Below are 17,116 nucleotides of genomic sequence, written 5' to 3'. Positions count from 1 at the left end.
GCAAACTTTACAGGCCAAACATTGGCTAGAGTCTAGTCCTGTGTAGGAAGCCGCGGAATGATATGCACTTTGTCGATCTTATGGCCGTCCATGGTGACGACTTCAAAGATATGCCCGTCTGCTTCAAACTTCTCACCGCTATGCGGTAAACGTGCCATATGGAATAACACATAGCCGGACAGGGTTGAATATTCTTCGGTTTCATTGACCAGATCACGATCCAGCAGCAAAGAAACATGACGGATATCAGTAGAACCATCCAGAATCAGGCTGCCATCTTCCAGGCTTTCTGCGGCGGCTTGCAGCTCATCTTCATCCGGGAATTCACCAGCAATCGCTTCCAGTACATCAATTGGGGTGGCAATCCCTTCAATCGAACCATATTCATTCAGGACAATCGCCATCTGTAATGGGGCTTGACGCAATTGCTCCATCACCATCAAGACCTGGGCATTTTCATGCACGATGACCGGTTCACGTAAATGCTTTTCAAAATCCAGCACCCCGGTTTCAATATATTCGTTCAGGACTTTATGGGTCAGTACCACCCCGGCAATATTATCCAGTTCACCCCGTGCAACGATCAGACGTGAATGGCTCATCTGCAATAACTGCGCTTTGATACTGTCAGCGTCATTGTCCAGATCAATCCATTCCAGTTCAGGACGCGGTGTCATCACTGATTTGACCGGACGTTCAGACAGACCCAGTACCCCCTGCACCATGACACTATGATAGATGCCATTGTCATCATTAAAGACTTCATCGGCAAAGGCACGCGTGGCCAGAACATCTTCCGGTTCAGACGAATCATTGTCCTGAGCAGGTTTACCACCCAGCATCCGCATTACGGCAGAGGCAGTACGGTAGCGCATATCCGTAGTAGTCACCATTTTTTCCTGATTGCGTTTCATGGTCTGGTTAATAAATTCGACAATCACCGAGAAACCAATCGCAGCATACAGATAGCCTTTCGGAATATGGAAACCGAAGCCTTCGACCACCAGCGAGAAACCGATCATCATCAGGAAGCCCAGACACAGAATCACCACGGTCGGATGTCTGTTGACAAAATCCATCAGGGCTTTGGATGCCCAGAGCATAATCCCGATGGCAATAATCACGGCAATCATCATCACTGACAGGTCTTTAACCATACCGACTGCAGTAATCACGCTGTCTAATGAGAATACGGCGTCCAGCACCACGATCTGAACTATCACCATCCAGAATACTGCATGGACCGGATTTTCTTCTTTGATGACGGGTTTGGCTTCCAGACGCTCATGCAGTTCCATGGTGCCTTTAAACAGCAGGAACACCCCACCAAACAATAGAATTAGATCGCGGCCCGAGAAAGCATGATCAAAGATGTGGAATAGTGGATCAGTGAGGGTCACTACCCAGGCAATCGAGGCCAGTAAGATCAAACGCATCAGCAGGGCCAGCATCAAGCCGACAATCCGCGCCGTATTACGTTGTTCTGGTGGCAGTTTCTCCGCCAAAATAGCAATGAAAACCAGATTGTCGATCCCGAGTACAATCTCAAGAACAATCAACGTGAGTAAACCGACCCAGGCTGAAGGGTCTGACATCCATTCAAAGATCATACGCTTGGCTCCTGAAGCTCAGGACTGCAGCATGGAATCACCTGACGCTGTGACACAGCAAAACAGAATTTTTTATATTGAATAAGATCAATTATTTGGCGTAGATTTATAAAGTTAAACGGCCAACTACCACTACCCATCGTCGTTCTATTGTTGTGAAACCAATTTTCAGTATATCAAGATCAATTTGAAATTCACCTGTTTTCATAGCTGTTTATCGATGAATTTTGCTGAGCCCTATTGCAGTGAAAATGTAGCCGCACACAGAATTGTCATATTTATTAATTAAGCTATAGTCACAAGAAAGAAAAATGATAAGGTGAAGAAAATAAATGCAAAGCGTAATTCAAATGACAGATTATTTTAAAGAAAACTCCCCAAAAACAACACGCCCTCTAGTGGCTCTCTATTGTGGTTCACGTGCAGGCAACAAACCGGTTTATTTAGAAAAAGCCATTCATCTCTCGCAAGGACTGGCAGAACATGGTTTCGGGCTGGTTTACGGTGGCGCCAGTATTGGCTTGATGGGACAGGTCGCGGATGCCATGATCCAGCATGGCGGTGAAGCTGTAGGGGTGATTCCTGAATTTATGCTGGATTATGAAATTGCCCATAACCAGCTCACCGAATTACATGTGGTGACCAGCATGCATCAACGCAAGGCTATGATGGCCGAGCGGGCCTGTGCCTTTGTGGCATTACCGGGTGGACTGGGCACGTTTGAGGAAATTCTGGAAATTGCCACTTGGGGTCAGCTGAACCAGCACCAGAAACCGATGATGCTCTATAACGTGAATGGTTTCTATGATGCCTTGATTGCGCAGCTGGACCGCGCTGTCGAAGATGGTTTTTTACCGCCACAGCATCGTGCCAAACTGATCATTTGTGAACACGAAGAAGAAATTTATACAACTTTAACCAATTTAGGCTCTCCACAAAGATTTGTGGTTTAAACCGTTCCAATTAATAAAAAAGCGAACACCTGGCTCGCTTTTTTATTGGATTTTTAATATCAGGACTTATTGACCATAATTCGTCACAAACTCATAAAACATCGGTAAAGTTGTTGCCAGAATCACTGACATGGCCAGACCGAACATCAGTTTCATGGCATCTGCACTGACATTACGTGAAGTACGATGTTTGTTGACTTCATCCAGAATCATCGACATGGCAAATTCACGACCTGCGAGTAAGCCCAGGAATACCCAGGTGGTACTCATTGGAATGTTGCTCCACTCTTTAAAAACTAACAGGATAATGGCATACATGAAGTCGATAATCGTTGCAGCACGAATGTCGGTCACACCGGTTTTGGTGTCGACAATGTTCTGGATCGCCCCGCCACGTTGATACAGAATCACGCCCAGCAAGACCACGAATACCGTAATCGCAAACATCAGGAATTCAAACGGCACCTGACGTGGCACGTACACGAAGATGTTAGCCAGATCCTGAATCAGCCATTGGCTCCACAGGAAACCGGTAGAGACCCACTGCAAGCCCATCCAGACCTTGGAGTGCTCCTGATGACGCGTCTTGGCAAAATGGCGTGCCAGCTGCTTGACCACAAAACGATAGATGACAATCGCCACAATAAAGGCCACGGCGTAGCCCATCATCGATTTGACCATCATCGAGCCTAAGCTGGCAGGAGAGAAAATCGTAAGCACCAGGAAGGTGGTACTGACTGGAATCCCGTATCTGGTTAGTAGTAACAGGAGAATTGGCGGCACAATATACAGCCAGGTAATACCACCTTCAGGGAAAGGAATCGTTTCTAAACGACCGTATGAGGCATCACCCACCCCAGATGCATACCAACCATAGACCAATACGACAATTAAAATTGAGCTGATATAAATCCACAACACCCACCATGGGCGATGTGAATTCGAAGAAATAAATGTCCCTAGGGTTTGAGGTACATCATTTCCGACAATAGAGTAAGCGGCCAAACAGAAGCCGATCACCATCAAAATCTCGATTGTCATAAAAACAAACCTATACGCGAGGAGATTTCAGCAGTGCTGAAAAGTTGGCCCAAGATTATGACGGTTTTATTTCATTTTAATGACAAGACTGTCATATATATGGTCACCTTACAAAAAAGAGCACCGAAGTGCCCTGAATTTAAAAGCTTTTGACTACTTGAGATTTACTTGATAAATCGTGGTACTGCCACTGACTTCATGGCCGACCACCAGGAGGGGTTTCTTATTCGGGGAGTCTTTGGCGGGGATAAATACCAAACCTTCCGGTCCTAAATCACCGGCTTGTCCCATTTCAATCTGCGCTGTAGTCGCTTTAAAATCACGTGAATTAATATATTGCACAAAGACTGGTGATGCAGGTGTAGACACATCATATACCATGATGCCACCGACACGCTCCAGCCCAATAAAGGCAAAGGTTTTTTGACCAATCTGCCCCAAGGTCACCCCTTCAGGTTCCGGCCCTTTATTGTCACTGCGATTATCCAGTCCGGCTTCTTCATGATTAAAGTTGAAAATCTCAGGATGATGTTTGGCAATATACTGCTCAAACTGATCGCCCGAATCCCATACCAGTTCTAAACCGGTCTGCTGATCATTTTCCACCCAGATACTGACCGAGCGTGTACCAAAGCTATATAAATGATCATAGACCAGATTGCCCCGTTCATTCAGTTTGGCTGTACCATCGGCATTTTTTTGATAGCCTTCGGTCCAACTAATATTTAAACGGCCTAGCAGATGATCTTCACGGCAGTCTTTGGCATCCCCTACAATAGCACCGCAGTAGGCAAAGTTAGCCGGATTGAGTTCTGCACCTTTGGCCAATACCCGAAGATGGGCTGGTAAACCATCACCCAGACGGCGGTCAAAACCTTTGGCATGGACCAAGTGTTTCACCCGCCATTCTTCTACAAAGCCCTGACTGGTATCGTTATTGAAATATGCAGGATTGTTTTCACCCCAGGCACGGGCATCGCCTTCATTAGCAGACACAATATAGGTTTTGCCGGCGACCTCAAAACTTGCAATCGCATCTGGCATATATAAGCCACGGACATTGGCCCAAGTTTGAATATTGATTTTGCCTTTACCGTCGACACCATCCGCATCGCTGACATCCATGCCATGACCATTTATGCCATGATCTTTGAAGCCAAATGGATAAACAGCGAGTACTTTGGCAGCAGCCACATCAATTTTGGCCAAGGCATTGTTTTCCTGTAAGGCAGCCCAGGCGGTTTTTCCATCTTTCGAAACCGTGATGTACTCAGGTTCAAAATCCTGAGCTGCGCTGGCCTTTGGTCCGAAAATGCGGATGCCCTGTTCACGCAATGCTGCTTCCCGTCCATTAAAGGCCTTAAAGTCTGCTGTACGAACGATCGGGGCTTTTAAATTGGCCAGATTAATGACAGACACCGAACCTTCAGGGTCAACCTGATAATCATCAGAAGGCTCACCTTCATTGGCTACCAGCAAAGTTTGACCATCTGGTGTGAAAGTCAGCATGTCAGGCAAGGCACCCACCTGTACGTGGGCCAGCTTGCTCAGGTCTTTGGCCTGATACAAGGCCACATAGCCAGGATCAGTTTTCACAGCAGCCTGAATCGCAATGGCGACGATGCCATTGTGAACCGCCACACTATTGACCTCAGCATCTGGCGCAATGTCATCGACCGTGATAGAAGTTATTTTTTTCGGCTGATCAGGCTGACTTAAATCCAGCACATCCAATACGCCTTCTTTGGCATTGACCACGAATAGGCGTTGACTCTCGGCATCAAAGGCCGGAATTTCTGCTGCACTTTGCGCAAACATACCCGATTCATAAGCCGCCAATTTGCTTAACTCGATCGAGTTCGGTGTAGTCTCGACGATTGGAACCGGTGTTTCATTTTCATTCTCACTTCCACATGCCACCATCCCCACAGCCAGCATGGCCACTATCAAAGACTTTAATTTTAATTTCATTTTTTTGTTGATCTATCATGAAGAATTCGTGACCAATTTATAACCAGAGCATTGCAGTGCCATGACAGATCGGTTGCAGTTCCTTGACACAACACTGCTATAAAAGTTGACACGCTTTATATACGACAGACTCGACTGATTCCTTTAAACTATTCAAAATTTTCAATTTTCCAGAATTATGAATGCCACGCCTACGCATCAAGCCTTAGATCCCGAGTTCAGACTGCTGGTCTTGTTGGTCTCGATTGGCTTTTTTATGCAGGGACTGGATACCACCATTATTAATACCGCCCTACCTGCAATTGCCCAAAATTTGCAGGAAGATCCGCTACGCATGCACAGTGTGGTTGTGGCTTATGTGCTGTCTGTGGCGGCCTGCATTCCCTTAAGTGGCTGGCTGGCAGACCGGTTCGGGGTCAGAAATACCTATTTTGCTGCAATTATTATTTTCTCTTTGGCCTCTTTAGGCTGTGCCTGGTCAAGTAGCCTGAATGAATTATTGGTGTACCGGATCTTTCAAGGGATTGGTGGTGCATTATTGCTCCCGGTGGGCCGGCTGGCGATGCTCAAAATCATTCCACGCCCCCAGTTTCTGGCCGCCATGAGCCTGATGAGTCTGGCCGGCCTGATTGGCCCGCTGATTGGACCGACCTTAGGCGGCTGGATGGTCGAATATCTGTCCTGGCACTGGATTTTCCTGATCAATCTGCCGATTGGCTTGCTGGGCGCGCTGATTACCTTTAAAGCTATGCCCAATGTGCTTGAACCTACAGTGGCCCGTTTTGATTATTGGGGCTTTATCTTGCTGGTCGTGGCCATGGTAGGCCTCTGTCTCGGAATTGAAAATTTTGCCAGTCCACAAAACTCGCTGTGGTGGAGCCTGAGCCTGATTCTGGTTGGTTTGTTGGCCACCCTGATTTATGCCTATCATTCACATACCCATAGCAATGCCCTGTTTCGCAGCCGGCTGTTTAAAAATAAAATTTATGCGATTGGTATTTTGGGTAATTTCTTTGCCCGTCTCGGCGGTAACTCGATTCCGTTTTTACTGCCGCTGATGTTGCAGGTGGCTTTCGGTTTCGAACCTTTTATTACCGGTTTATTGATGATTCCGACTGTGCTTGGTTCGCTGGCCTCCAAACCGATTATCCGCAACATCATTCAGCGTTTTGGCTACCGTCGGGTCTTGCTGGTCAATACCTTACTGGTAGGTCTATGTATTGCCAGTTTTGCCCTGACCACGGCGGAAACCCCAATCTGGCTCCGTGCGATTCATTTCTTTATCTTCGGCATTTTAAATTCACTGCAATTCGTGTCGATGAATACCCTGACCTTAAAGGACTTAAGCCAGCAGGATGCCAGTAGCGGCAACAGTTTCCTGTCGATGATCATGATGCTGTCAATGAGTATCGGGGTGGCACTGGCAGGAACACTGGTGAACATGCTGAGTGCCTATTACGGCGCTGACAATCTGGTGGCTGCTTTTCATGTATCACTGATCTGTTTAGGCTGCATCAATATTATTGCGGCCTATATTTTCTGGCATATTCCTAAAAATACCCCGGTTTGATGCGATATATTCACTTCGGGCTGATTGTAAGTTTTAGGCTAAATCACATATAGGCAAGGACTGAAAATGCAAAAAAATCAGGCTCCGAACAGAGTTCATAAATCGCTCTTGATTGGGCTGGGCATACTGATCACTGTGATCACGATCGCCATGGTCTATCTCTGCCTGATGAAAGCACCGTCTGCCCATGCAGCCGATTATCCTATTCAGGGTTTTGATGTATCGCATCATCAAAAAGAGATTCAGTGGCAGCAGATTTCGCCTGAAAAATACCGTTTTGTTTATCTGAAAGCCACTGAAGGCGGCGACTTTAAAGATACCCGTTTTCAGGAAAATTGGTTGAAAGCACGTGAACGCGGCTTTTTGGTCGGTGCCTATCATTTTTACCGGCTCTGCCGCGATGGCAGCATTCAAGCCCAGAATTTTATTGACTCCGTACCCAATAAACCGGATGCCTTACCGCCAGTAATTGATCTGGAATATGACAGCAAATGCATCAATACCTATTCTAAAGAGCAGCTTTTAAACGAAATTCAGGTGATGCACGATGCCCTGAAAAAGCATTATGGCAAGCAGCCGATTTTCTATATTTCTAAAGCTTTTTATAATATTGTACTGGCAGGACACTTTCCTAACGTACCACTCTGGGTACGTGAATACAAAGGTCTGCCTGATTTAAAAGATCAGCCTAAATGGACGTTTTGGCAACATACCAGTCAGGGGAAAATTCCCGGTATTACCACACCGGTAGACCTGAATGTTTTTTATGGCTCAGAACAGCAATGGCTGGATTTTCTCAAAAAGAATGCGATTGTAGTACCTTCATCTGAGAATAAAGCGAAATAAAGCTGATCGCCTGAAAACAAGTTCTTTATAAAAACAACAAGGAAATAAAAAGATTGAAATGGATAAAAGGCATTTTACTCGGTCTGGTGATTCTACTCCTACTCATCGCGGGTATGCTGGCTTATCTGTTGCAAGCTTCGGGCAAGGTTAGTGACTTTAAAGCGTGGCAGCCGCAAACCGGTATATCCGTTCACGGGCTTACAGTCAAATTTTTTGGTGTGTCCACCCTGTTACTCGATGATGGCCACGATCAGATCCTGATCGATGGTTTCTTTAGCCGGCCATCTTTGCGGCAAGTAATTACTCGACCTATTCAAAGTGATAAGCTGCTCTTAGAACAACTGGTACAATGCCATGAATTGAGCCGAACCCAAGCCATTCTGGTCAGTCATTCTCATTATGATCATGTTCTGGATGTCCCGGCTTTACTAGAGATGCTTCCCGAAACTGCTGTGGTCGGTTCGCAAAGCACCCTGAATATCGCCCGGGCAAATCCCAAAGTTACTCCACAGCAATTACAGCCGATTAAGCCTTGGCAAGTACAGCAATGGGGGCATTTCCAGATCACTGCAATTCCCTCACAACATACCCCGCCCACAGTGGTAAATGATGATTTAGGCAAAGAGCTGCTACAGCCTTTAACCCTTCCGGCCAAATTTTCCGAATTTAAAGAAGGCGGCAGTTTCGATTACCTGATTGAGCATGCGAGATATAAAATTCTGGTCAAGGCCAGTACCGGATTTATCCCGGATCAATTTAAAAACCTACAGGTCGATACTTTATTTTTAGGCATTGCCCAGCTTTCCAGACAATCTTCTGCCTATCAGCAACAATATCTAGCTGAAACCCTGAACATGCTCAAGCCCAAAGTGGTGATTCCAATGCATTGGGATGATTTTTTTCAGCCTTTAAACCAGCCGCTGCAATTTTTACCTCGTCTTGCCGATGACACCCCAAAAAGTTTGCAATTTCTGATTCAGGCTGCCGAGACACAAGGGACCAAAGTCGTCCTGCTCAGCGAACCGCAGCCCTATTTACTCAACTCAGCCTTCGCTTCCCAATCCGATTAAAGCCCCTTAAGATAGCGGATATGCGCAAAATTATTCATATTGATATGGATGCGTTTTATGCCTCGGTAGAGCTGCGTGAACGTCCAGAACTGAAAGACTCACCTGTGGTGATTGCTTCGCATCATCCTCGGGCAGTGGTCGCGGCTGCCTCTTATCCGGCACGGGTTTATGGCCTGCGTTCTGCCATGTCCATGGGACAGGCGCGCAAACTCTGTCCTCAGGTCATCGTGATTGAGCCGGATTTTGCCAAATACCGGCAGGTATCTGCACAGATTCATCAGATCTTCCAGCAATATACTTCCCTGATTGAACCACTGTCTCTAGATGAAGCCTTTCTGGATGTCACAGAGAATTTAAAACAAATTCCAAGTGCTACTGAAGTCGCCATGCAGATTCGTGAGGATATTTTTCAAGCCACCGGATTAACCGCTTCTGCTGGTGTAGCGCCCAACAAGTTTCTCGCTAAAATTGCTTCGGACTGGCACAAACCGAATGGCATCTGTGTAATTAAACCTTCGCAGGTACAGCGTTTTATCCAGGATCTGTCCCTGAAAAAAATTCCCGGCGTGGGAAAAGTCACTCAGGAAAAACTGAAAAGTCTGAATCTAGAAACTTTAGGCAATTTACAGCAAATCGATGAAGCCTTACTGATTCAACATTTTGGCAAATATGGCCGGCGGCTATTTTTGTATGCTCAAGGCATTGATGAACGACCGGTCGAAGTGGAACGGGAACGCCAGCAAATTTCCAAAGAAACCACTTTTGATGATGACCTGCATCTGAACCAATGTCGCCCCTATTGGGAGCCTTTACTTGGACAAGTATGGCAAAGCCTGCAAAAGAAACAGCTTTCTGCTCGCGGCGTTACGGTCAAATTAAAACTCAAGAATTTTCAGGTGATGCAACACAGTAAAAGTTTTAAACAGGTGCTGCGTAGCCCACAGGAATTAGCCCAAGCCTTGGACTTACTGCTCGACGACCTGCATATTGCTCCGCAGATGCAATTTCGGCTGATCGGCGTCGGCGTGTATCAGCTCAGCGTCCCCGAAACTGAAACCCAGTTATTGCTACTCTAAACCTTTTTTGATCACGTTTTAGGCATCAGTTTAAAAATACGGCAACTTTGTTTTTACATTTTGATTTTTTAGAGTACTCTATCTGCGCAATGCATTATCCATGTATGTGCTGAGATGCTGAAAATCACCTTTACTTTCAGCATGCTGTCCTGTGATTAGCGTGACGATCAAATCCGAATATTGCAGGGCAACTCTGATGTAACTCATGGAATTCCCTCCTGCATGTCTTCTGTAAATTCTTCTGTTGTTCAAGAACAACGCGCACGTAAAGCTGCGCTATCTAGTTTTGTTGGTGCTGTTGTCGATTGGTATGATTTTCTCCTTTACGGCATTGTTGCAGCCTTAATTTTTAAAGATCAGTTTTTTCCCAGTATTGGCGAGAATATGGGCACCCTGGCGGCACTGGCCACCTTTGGGGTCGGCTTCCTGTTTCGTCCTTTAGGTGGTGTGGTATTTGGTCACTTTGGTGACAAGCTCGGCCGTAAAAAAATGCTGGTACTTACGGTAATCCTGATGGGAATTTCCACGGTCGGGATTGGTCTGCTGCCAAATTTTGAAGCAATTGGCTGGTGGGCTCCGGTGCTACTGGTGTTTTGCCGTGCCTTGCAAGGCTTTGCTGTCGGTGGTGAATGGGGCGGTGCAGCACTCATGGCCGTAGAAAATGCGCCAAAAGGAAAAAAAGCCTTTTATAGCAGTGGGGTTCAGGTCGGTTATGGCGTCGGTCTGGTTCTGGCGACCGGTGCAGTGTCGATTATTATTGCAACACTGGGTGAAGAAGCCTTTGCTGAATGGGCATGGCGTATTCCCTTTCTGGCCAGTATCGTATTGTTAGCTGTGGCGATGTGGATTCGCCGTGATCAGGATGAATCACAAGAGTTTGTAGAAAAGGTGGTGAAAGCAGATCATCAGCCAGAAAAGCTGCCGATCTTGCAGGCCATCAGTAAACACCCTAAAGCTTTCTTCTATATCATTGCTTTACGCTTGACCGAATTGCTGACCATGTATCTGGTCACCAATTTCGCCTTGAACTATTCGACCAGTAATCTGGGCATGGACAAACAGTTCTTCCTGAATATTACCTTGATGGTCGGGGCCATTAGCTGTTTCAGTATTCCCTTCTTTGCCTGGCTGGCGGATAAATTCAATCATCAGAAAATGTGTGTCTGGGGTGGTTTGATTGGTGCGCTTTCGGCCTTTCCATTCTTTATGGCGCTCGATGCACAAAATACCTGGATGATCATTGTCGGGGCAATTTTACTGGCGAACGTCGCACACGATATGGTGGTCAGTGTCCATCAACCGATTTTCACCTCCCTGTTTGGTACAGAATACCGCTACAGCGGTGCCGGAGTTGGTTATCAGGTCGCCAGCATCATTGGTGGTGGTTTTACCCCATTTATTGCAGCGGCACTGGTGATTTGGGCGGATGGTTCATGGCATTATGTAGCCATCTATCTGGCGGTGGGTTGTCTGCTGACTGCACTGGTCGCAGCCCTGATGCCCAAAACTCAGGATGAACAACATGACAGTTGAACGTTTACACGTATCGAAACGCTTTTCGGAAATTGCTATTGCCGGTAATCTGGTGCATCTTGCCGGCCAGCTGGCCACAGATGTCGAACTGGATATTAAAGGGCAAAGCCAACAGACTTTAGATATTATTGACCAGTTTCTGGCAGATGCCGGTACAGACAAAAGTCACATCATGTCGGTAACTATCTATTTGAAAGATATTGAAAAGGATTATGCAGCCTTCAATGAAGTCTGGGATGCCTGGGTCGCTGATATCGAAGCGCTGCCTCGTACCTGTGTAGAAGCAAAACTCTATGATCCACGGGTATTGGTCGAACTGACTGTCGTGGCGGTTAAACCGGAATAATGTTTCAAGATCGATATTCATAAAAAAAGCATGCTTCTGGCATGCTTTTTTGTTTTAACCGACTGCTTTAATTTTACTGCGCTCTAAATCCGAATATAAATAATATTTTTTCAGATCATTGCTAACTGTATATTTGGGCATTTTCTGCATTTGCGCTTGCTCCTGCAAGAAGTCCTGGCGCAACTGATAATATTCTGGCACATCATCGTAACGAATTACCCGATAACCTGCCATGGTTAGTAATGCATCCTGAAAACCCGTCTGCTGGGGACGCTTCAAAATTAATGGGTCATCTACTCCCACCACGGCTAGAATCTGGTGCTGCTGATCCAGAATTACAAAATCTGCAGTCAGGTTGCGGTACTTATGTCGAGTCCGGTTAAATTTAGTCGTCATTAAGGCATCATAGGAAACATGTGCCAAAATGATGTATTCAGGTAATACTTCCCTCAAACGGGTGAAGGTCAATTGCTCATTCAGGTTAAAAATAGCACGTTGCTTTAACGCACTGTCTTGTGGTTTGGAATTATTTCCGAGCTTTTTCCATGCCATGAGCACGACACAGAAGAGCAGGAAACTCCCAATCATAATATAGGTGGTCATGCCTAAATCCTTGAATTCTTATAATCATTTTTGTTTTATTGTTGTGCAGTATAAACCCACGCTTTATTTTAAATAGATATAACAACCAATCTGTTTAAATACCCATACAACTGGTATCAAAACTCGATTCTGTGTTACCTAAAGTGACATCTCTCTGGATGCCAATGAAAGTGGATTTAAAGTACTGATAATGCACTCTAAAACATCCATGGAATTGACCGCAATACATATCTGCCCAACTATAGGACAATTCCGACAAAGTGTTATTTTTATATCACTTTTTTAAAGAATTTAATTCAAATAATATATTCTTTTACACTTTCAACTGACAAGCTCAGGCTACGTTACTTTACCCAAGAGCTAAAAAAAGACACCGAAGTGTCTTTTTATTAAATTAATTATGCACGTGATTTGGGCTTCGCTTTAGGCTTTGGCCCACCAAACGGTTTTTTGGCATCGCCTGTTTCACGCGGCGGCAAACCAGTGTGCTGGGTCAGAATTTGACCACGTTCAGGACGTTTCTTGGTATTTGAAGGACGTGACTGAGCTTGTGCAGCCTTGCTACGATTCCCTTGCTCACCGGTACGTTTTTGCGAATCACCTGCAACCGTCGAGTTTTTCTTACGCGCCGATTGATACTGACCGTCTGTACTGCCTGCAGGCTGATAAGTCGGAATCAAATGCTGTTTCGAGTTACCAATCAAATCCTGACGGCCCATTTCTTTCAGGGCTTCACGCAATAACGGCCAGTTGTTTGAATCATGATAACGCAAGAAAGCTTTGTGCAGACGACGACGTTTCTCACCTTTCACAATGTCGACATTTTCAGTATAACGCGCCACTTTCGCCAGCGGGTTTTTACCGGTGTAGTACATGGTAGTTGCAGTCGCCATCGGTGAAGGATAGAAGGTCTGTACCTGATCAGCACGGAAACCATTCTTCTTCAACCAAATCGCCAGATTCATCATGTCGTAATCGGTGGTACCCGGATGCGCCGCGATGAAGTAAGGAATCAAGTATTGTTCCTTACCGGCTTCTTTACTATAACGATCAAACATTTGCTTGAAGCGGTCATACGTCCCAATACCCGGCTTCATCATTTTATTGAGTGGGCCTTTCTCGGTATGCTCAGGTGCAATCTTCAAGTAACCACCCACATGATGGGTGACAAGTTCTTTGACATATTCAGGGTTTAAAACCGCCAGGTCATAACGTAGGCCTGAACCAATCAGAATCTTTTTAATGCCTGGTAAAGAGCGCGCTTTACGGTATAACTGCGTCAATGGCGCATGGTCGGTATGCAGGTTTTGGCACACGCCCGGGAATACACATGACGGTTTACGACAGTTCTTTTCAATCTCAGGATCTTTACAGGCCAAACGGTACATGTTGGCTGTTGGGCCACCCAAGTCCGAGATAATACCCGTGAAGCCCGGTGCGGTATCACGGATTTTTTCTACTTCACGCAAAATTGATTCTTCAGAACGGTTCTGAATAATACGACCTTCATGCTCTGTGATTGAACAGAAAGTACAACCACCGAAACAACCACGCATGATATTCACAGAGAACTTGATCATGTCGAATGCCGGGAAACGTGCATTGCCATAAGCAGGATGCGGCAGACGTGCATAAGGCAGGTCAAACACATAGTCCATTTCTTCGGTAGTCAACGGAATTGGCGGTGCATTCAACCAGACATCACGTTCACCATGCTTTTGCACCATGGCACGCGCATTCCCCGGATTGGTTTCCAGATGCAGAATACGGTTGGCATGTGCGTAGAGCACTGGATCTGCAGCCACTTCTTCAAAAGCAGGCAAACGAATTACGGCCAATTCGCGCGGCGGTAACTTATGTTTAATCGCTTTAGAAGCCGGTTGCAGTTGCACAATTTGTGTATCAGAATCTAAGTCATCCCCTGCTCGCACAATCGGGTTAGCGACATGTTCTTTTTGAAAACCTTGGTACTGGCTAGAATCCTTGCCTTGTTCAATCTCACAACCCTCGATATCTTCAGTCATGACATACGGGTTAATAATTGGATCAACACGGCCAATGGCATCGACATCATTCGATGCAATTTCCACAAACTTGGCTTTAGAGGCACGGTTGTGTTTATTCACAATAAACGCTGTACCGCGAACATCAGTAATCTCGTGAATTTTCTCGCCACGCGCCAAGCGATGCATGATTTCAGTGATTGAGCGTTCGCCATTACCGTACATTAAAAGATCGGCTTTTGAATCCATCAAGACTGAACGACGGACTTTGTCTGACCAGTAATCATAATGTGCAATACGACGTAACGACGCTTCAATACCGCCGAGCAATACTGGTACATCCGGATAAGCTTCACGAACACGCTGGCAATACACAGTTGCCGCACGGTCTGGACGTTTGTTTGGCTGATTGTCTGGTGAATAGGCATCATCAGAACGGATTTTACGGTCAGCCGTATAACGGTTGATCATGGAATCCATATTCCCTGCTGTTACACCCCAGGCAATATTTGGTTTACCCAAAACGCGGAACGCATCCACGCTGGTCCAGTCTGGCTGTGCAATAATACCGACACGGAAGCCTTGTGCTTCCAGGGTACGGCCAATAATGCCTGAACAGAAAGATGGATGATCGATATAAGCATCACCACAAACTAAAATAAAATCACAGCTGTCCCAGCCGAGTTGATCCATTTCCTCGCGTGACATCGGCAAAAATGGCGCAGGGTCAAAACAAGACGCCCAATATTTGTCGTAATCAAACAACGCTTTTGGCGCAGTCTGCATGGTATAAGCAGTAGACATGGCTAGCAATTCTCGGCTGGCAGATGATAGGAGATCTAAAAATAAGATCAAAGATGAAAGCCGATTATTTTACCACGAATTAGGTCTAGCTTGCTTGATTATAATTTATACAAAATCAGAGACTAACTGAATCACGCTCTCTTTGTCATTTGAATCTAAAGTTTAAATATATCAAAAAAGAAATTGATCTTATTTATTAGGTTGAAAGACTGGACAGAGTCTCTAATTAGAACGGAGTTTTAAACTGAATGCCAAACCCACTAGTAATAACGTGGTAATAAACACAGTTAATCCTATCCAGCCATAATTTTCCCATACCAATCCGCTTGAGCTCCCCAACACACTTGAACCCAGATAATAGCAAAATAAATACAGCGACGAACCGACTGCCCGATACTGTAACGACTGGATCGACACCCAGCTACTGGCGGTCGAATGGGCAGCAAAAAAAGAAAAAGTAAAAATCAGCAATCCAATAAAAACAATAACCAACTGATTGATCAGCATCAGCGTCAAGCCCGCAAGCATCATCAGAATCATGGCTGCCAATATTCTGAATTTGCCATAATGCCGTCCCCAGTATGCTGCTCGAGGGGAGCTATAAATACCGGCCAAATAAGTAATCGAAATCACACCAATCCAGACATGAGATAGCTCAAATGGCGCTTGGATCAAGCGATAACTCAGATAATTAAATACCGAGACAAAGCAGCCCATCAAGATAAAACCTTGCAGGAATAAAACCCGAAGTTTCGGATCAGCAAGATTCTGCCTAAATGAGTTTTTAAAACGATTCAGCTTGATTGGATAGGCTTTAAAATGTTGCGAAGCGGGTAATAGGTAATAAAATAAGCCTGCAATACAGAGATTTAAAATACCAATCAACAAAGTAGCAGATTGCCAAGAGATAAAATCAACTAAAACTCCGGCAATTAAACGCCCTCCCATACCACCTATCGCTGTGCCAGAAATATATAAGCCCATGGCAAAACCGATATCTTTTTCTGCAATTTCTTCCCCGATATAAGTCATCGCGACCGCAGCGACACCACTGACTGTCAATCCAATCATTACTCGTGTGGTCAGAAACACGGACCAGATCGGCAATATTGCACTTAATAGTAATAATACTGAGACTGAAAATAGAGACCAGACCATAATCGGCTTACGACCAAATCGGTCCGAGATCAGCCCAGTAAAAATAAGACCAACTGCCAAGGCAATGGTAGAAAAAGATAAAGGGAAACTGCTTTGAGTCGGGCTGACCTGGAAATAATCAGCCAGAATCGGCATCATGGGCTGTACGCAATACAGTGATGAAAAAATGGCAAAGCCAGCAAGAAATAAGGAAAAAAGCACTGCTTTAAAAGCAGAAGAGCCATATTCAATATGGCTTGAAGATGAATTTGAGGACATATCCGCTCCATAGACCGGTTCAGTATACGCCTCTCAATTTTGTTTTTATGTGATGTTTCAGTCGAAATAGCACATAAACAACTGTTATTTGACCAAATCCCACGCATAAAAAAAACACCCCCAACCTTAGTTGGGGGTGTTTCGAATAATGAGCTGGCGATGACTTACTCTCACATGGGTAATCCCACACTACCATCAGCGCTAAGAGGTTTCACTTCTGAGTTCGGGAAGGGATCAGGTGGTTCACTCTTGCTATGGTCGCCAGCACAACTGT

General features: G+C 45.4%; 14 protein-coding genes and 1 rRNA gene. 7 read left to right on the top strand and 8 right to left on the bottom strand.

What is annotated here, in order from left to right:
- Positions 1–32: 32 nt before the first annotated feature.
- Positions 33–1,610 (bottom strand): TerC family protein, encoded by a 1,578-nt coding sequence (locus tag NI470_RS06075; protein WP_253148010.1) that lies wholly within the window; start codon positions 1,608–1,610, stop codon positions 33–35.
- A 332-nt stretch (positions 1,611–1,942) separates the two neighbouring features.
- Between NI470_RS06075 and NI470_RS06070 the strand changes: the two genes are divergently transcribed.
- Positions 1,943–2,563: an LOG family protein gene (locus tag NI470_RS06070; RefSeq protein WP_253148011.1), complete on the top strand. Its 621-nt coding sequence runs from the start codon at positions 1,943–1,945 to the stop codon at positions 2,561–2,563.
- Positions 2,564–2,629: 66 nt separating this feature from the next.
- On the opposite strand, the gene NI470_RS06065 is transcribed toward NI470_RS06070, so the two are convergent.
- Both NI470_RS06065 and NI470_RS06060 read right to left on the bottom strand, forming a co-directional pair.
- Entirely contained in the window at positions 2,630–3,604 is a 975-nt protein-coding gene (locus NI470_RS06065; protein WP_086044352.1) for a hypothetical protein, read from the bottom strand.
- 153 nt (positions 3,605–3,757) lie between these two features.
- Positions 3,758–5,575, bottom strand: a complete 1,818-nt coding sequence (locus tag NI470_RS06060; protein ID WP_420908918.1) for a choice-of-anchor I family protein — start codon at positions 5,573–5,575, stop codon at positions 3,758–3,760.
- A gap of 178 nt (positions 5,576–5,753) precedes the next feature.
- On the opposite strand from NI470_RS06060, the gene mdtD reads away from it, so the two are divergent.
- From mdtD to dinB, 4 genes are all read left to right on the top strand, one after another.
- Positions 5,754–7,145 (top strand): multidrug transporter subunit MdtD, encoded by a 1,392-nt coding sequence (gene mdtD / locus NI470_RS06055; protein WP_253148012.1) that lies wholly within the window; start codon positions 5,754–5,756, stop codon positions 7,143–7,145.
- Between the two features lie 66 nt (positions 7,146–7,211).
- Positions 7,212–7,991, top strand: a complete 780-nt coding sequence (locus tag NI470_RS06050; protein WP_004644887.1) for a glycoside hydrolase family 25 protein — start codon at positions 7,212–7,214, stop codon at positions 7,989–7,991.
- Between the two features lie 53 nt (positions 7,992–8,044).
- On the top strand, positions 8,045–9,061 hold the full coding sequence (locus NI470_RS06045; RefSeq protein WP_253148013.1) for an MBL fold metallo-hydrolase: 1,017 nt from the start codon (positions 8,045–8,047) through the stop codon (positions 9,059–9,061).
- 20 nt (positions 9,062–9,081) lie between these two features.
- Positions 9,082–10,137: a DNA polymerase IV gene (gene dinB / locus NI470_RS06040; RefSeq protein ID WP_044108956.1), complete on the top strand. Its 1,056-nt coding sequence runs from the start codon at positions 9,082–9,084 to the stop codon at positions 10,135–10,137.
- Positions 10,138–10,215: 78 nt separating this feature from the next.
- Here dinB and NI470_RS15765 read toward each other — a convergent pair whose 3' ends face one another.
- On the bottom strand, positions 10,216–10,344 hold the full coding sequence (locus NI470_RS15765) for a hypothetical protein (RefSeq protein ID WP_004732574.1): 129 nt from the start codon (positions 10,342–10,344) through the stop codon (positions 10,216–10,218).
- Between the two features lie 15 nt (positions 10,345–10,359).
- On the opposite strand from NI470_RS15765, the gene shiA reads away from it, so the two are divergent.
- The gene (gene shiA / locus NI470_RS06035) at positions 10,360–11,670 is read left to right on the top strand and encodes a shikimate transporter (protein WP_224216172.1); all 1,311 of its coding nucleotides are present in this window, start codon (positions 10,360–10,362) and stop codon (positions 11,668–11,670) included.
- Positions 11,660–12,016 (top strand): RidA family protein, encoded by a 357-nt coding sequence (locus tag NI470_RS06030; protein WP_129717124.1) that lies wholly within the window; start codon positions 11,660–11,662, stop codon positions 12,014–12,016. Before shiA ends, NI470_RS06030 begins: the two co-directional genes overlap by 11 nt.
- A gap of 54 nt (positions 12,017–12,070) precedes the next feature.
- Here the strand turns inward: NI470_RS06030 and NI470_RS06025 are convergent, their stop codons facing one another.
- The 4 genes from NI470_RS06025 to rrf all read right to left on the bottom strand — a co-directional run bounded on the left by NI470_RS06025 (position 12,071) and on the right by rrf (position 17,108).
- Complete coding sequence (locus NI470_RS06025; RefSeq protein WP_004732580.1) at positions 12,071–12,619, bottom strand: DUF2726 domain-containing protein; 549 nt, start codon at positions 12,617–12,619, stop codon at positions 12,071–12,073.
- 398 nt (positions 12,620–13,017) lie between these two features.
- On the bottom strand, positions 13,018–15,426 hold the full coding sequence (locus tag NI470_RS06020; protein ID WP_253148014.1) for a YgiQ family radical SAM protein: 2,409 nt from the start codon (positions 15,424–15,426) through the stop codon (positions 13,018–13,020).
- Positions 15,427–15,648: 222 nt separating this feature from the next.
- Positions 15,649–16,842, bottom strand: coding sequence for an MFS transporter (locus tag NI470_RS06015; protein WP_253148015.1), 1,194 nt, complete (start codon positions 16,840–16,842; stop codon positions 15,649–15,651).
- A gap of 151 nt (positions 16,843–16,993) precedes the next feature.
- Positions 16,994–17,108 (bottom strand): 5S ribosomal RNA (gene rrf, locus NI470_RS06010).
- Positions 17,109–17,116 lie beyond the last annotated feature (8 nt).

Source organism: Acinetobacter lwoffii, from assembly GCF_024129115.1.
Taxonomy (GTDB): domain Bacteria; phylum Pseudomonadota; class Gammaproteobacteria; order Pseudomonadales; family Moraxellaceae; genus Acinetobacter; species Acinetobacter lwoffii_T.
The sequence above is the reverse complement of the archived record's forward strand: the minus strand, read 5'-3'. Positions and strand labels throughout refer to the sequence as shown.

What these genes read in the sequence shown, in the direction of transcription:
- NI470_RS06075 (WP_253148010.1), bottom strand. Translation starts at nt 1,610, where the DNA reads ATGATCTTTGAATGGATGTCAGACCCTTCAGCCTGGGTCGGTTTACTC.
- NI470_RS06070 (WP_253148011.1), top strand. Translation starts at nt 1,943, where the DNA reads ATGCAAAGCGTAATTCAAATGACAGATTATTTTAAAGAAAACTCCCCA.
- NI470_RS06065 (WP_086044352.1), bottom strand. Translation starts at nt 3,604, where the DNA reads ATGACAATCGAGATTTTGATGGTGATCGGCTTCTGTTTGGCCGCTTAC.
- NI470_RS06060 (WP_420908918.1), bottom strand. Translation starts at nt 5,575, where the DNA reads ATGAAATTAAAATTAAAGTCTTTGATAGTGGCCATGCTGGCTGTGGGG.
- mdtD (WP_253148012.1), top strand. Translation starts at nt 5,754, where the DNA reads ATGAATGCCACGCCTACGCATCAAGCCTTAGATCCCGAGTTCAGACTG.
- NI470_RS06050 (WP_004644887.1), top strand. Translation starts at nt 7,212, where the DNA reads ATGCAAAAAAATCAGGCTCCGAACAGAGTTCATAAATCGCTCTTGATT.
- dinB (WP_044108956.1), top strand. Translation starts at nt 9,082, where the DNA reads ATGCGCAAAATTATTCATATTGATATGGATGCGTTTTATGCCTCGGTA.
- NI470_RS15765 (WP_004732574.1), bottom strand. Translation starts at nt 10,344, where the DNA reads ATGAGTTACATCAGAGTTGCCCTGCAATATTCGGATTTGATCGTCACG.
- shiA (WP_224216172.1), top strand. Translation starts at nt 10,360, where the DNA reads ATGTCTTCTGTAAATTCTTCTGTTGTTCAAGAACAACGCGCACGTAAA.
- NI470_RS06030 (WP_129717124.1), top strand. Translation starts at nt 11,660, where the DNA reads ATGACAGTTGAACGTTTACACGTATCGAAACGCTTTTCGGAAATTGCT.
- NI470_RS06025 (WP_004732580.1), bottom strand. Translation starts at nt 12,619, where the DNA reads ATGACCACCTATATTATGATTGGGAGTTTCCTGCTCTTCTGTGTCGTG.
- NI470_RS06020 (WP_253148014.1), bottom strand. Translation starts at nt 15,426, where the DNA reads ATGTCTACTGCTTATACCATGCAGACTGCGCCAAAAGCGTTGTTTGAT.
- NI470_RS06015 (WP_253148015.1), bottom strand. Translation starts at nt 16,842, where the DNA reads ATGTCCTCAAATTCATCTTCAAGCCATATTGAATATGGCTCTTCTGCT.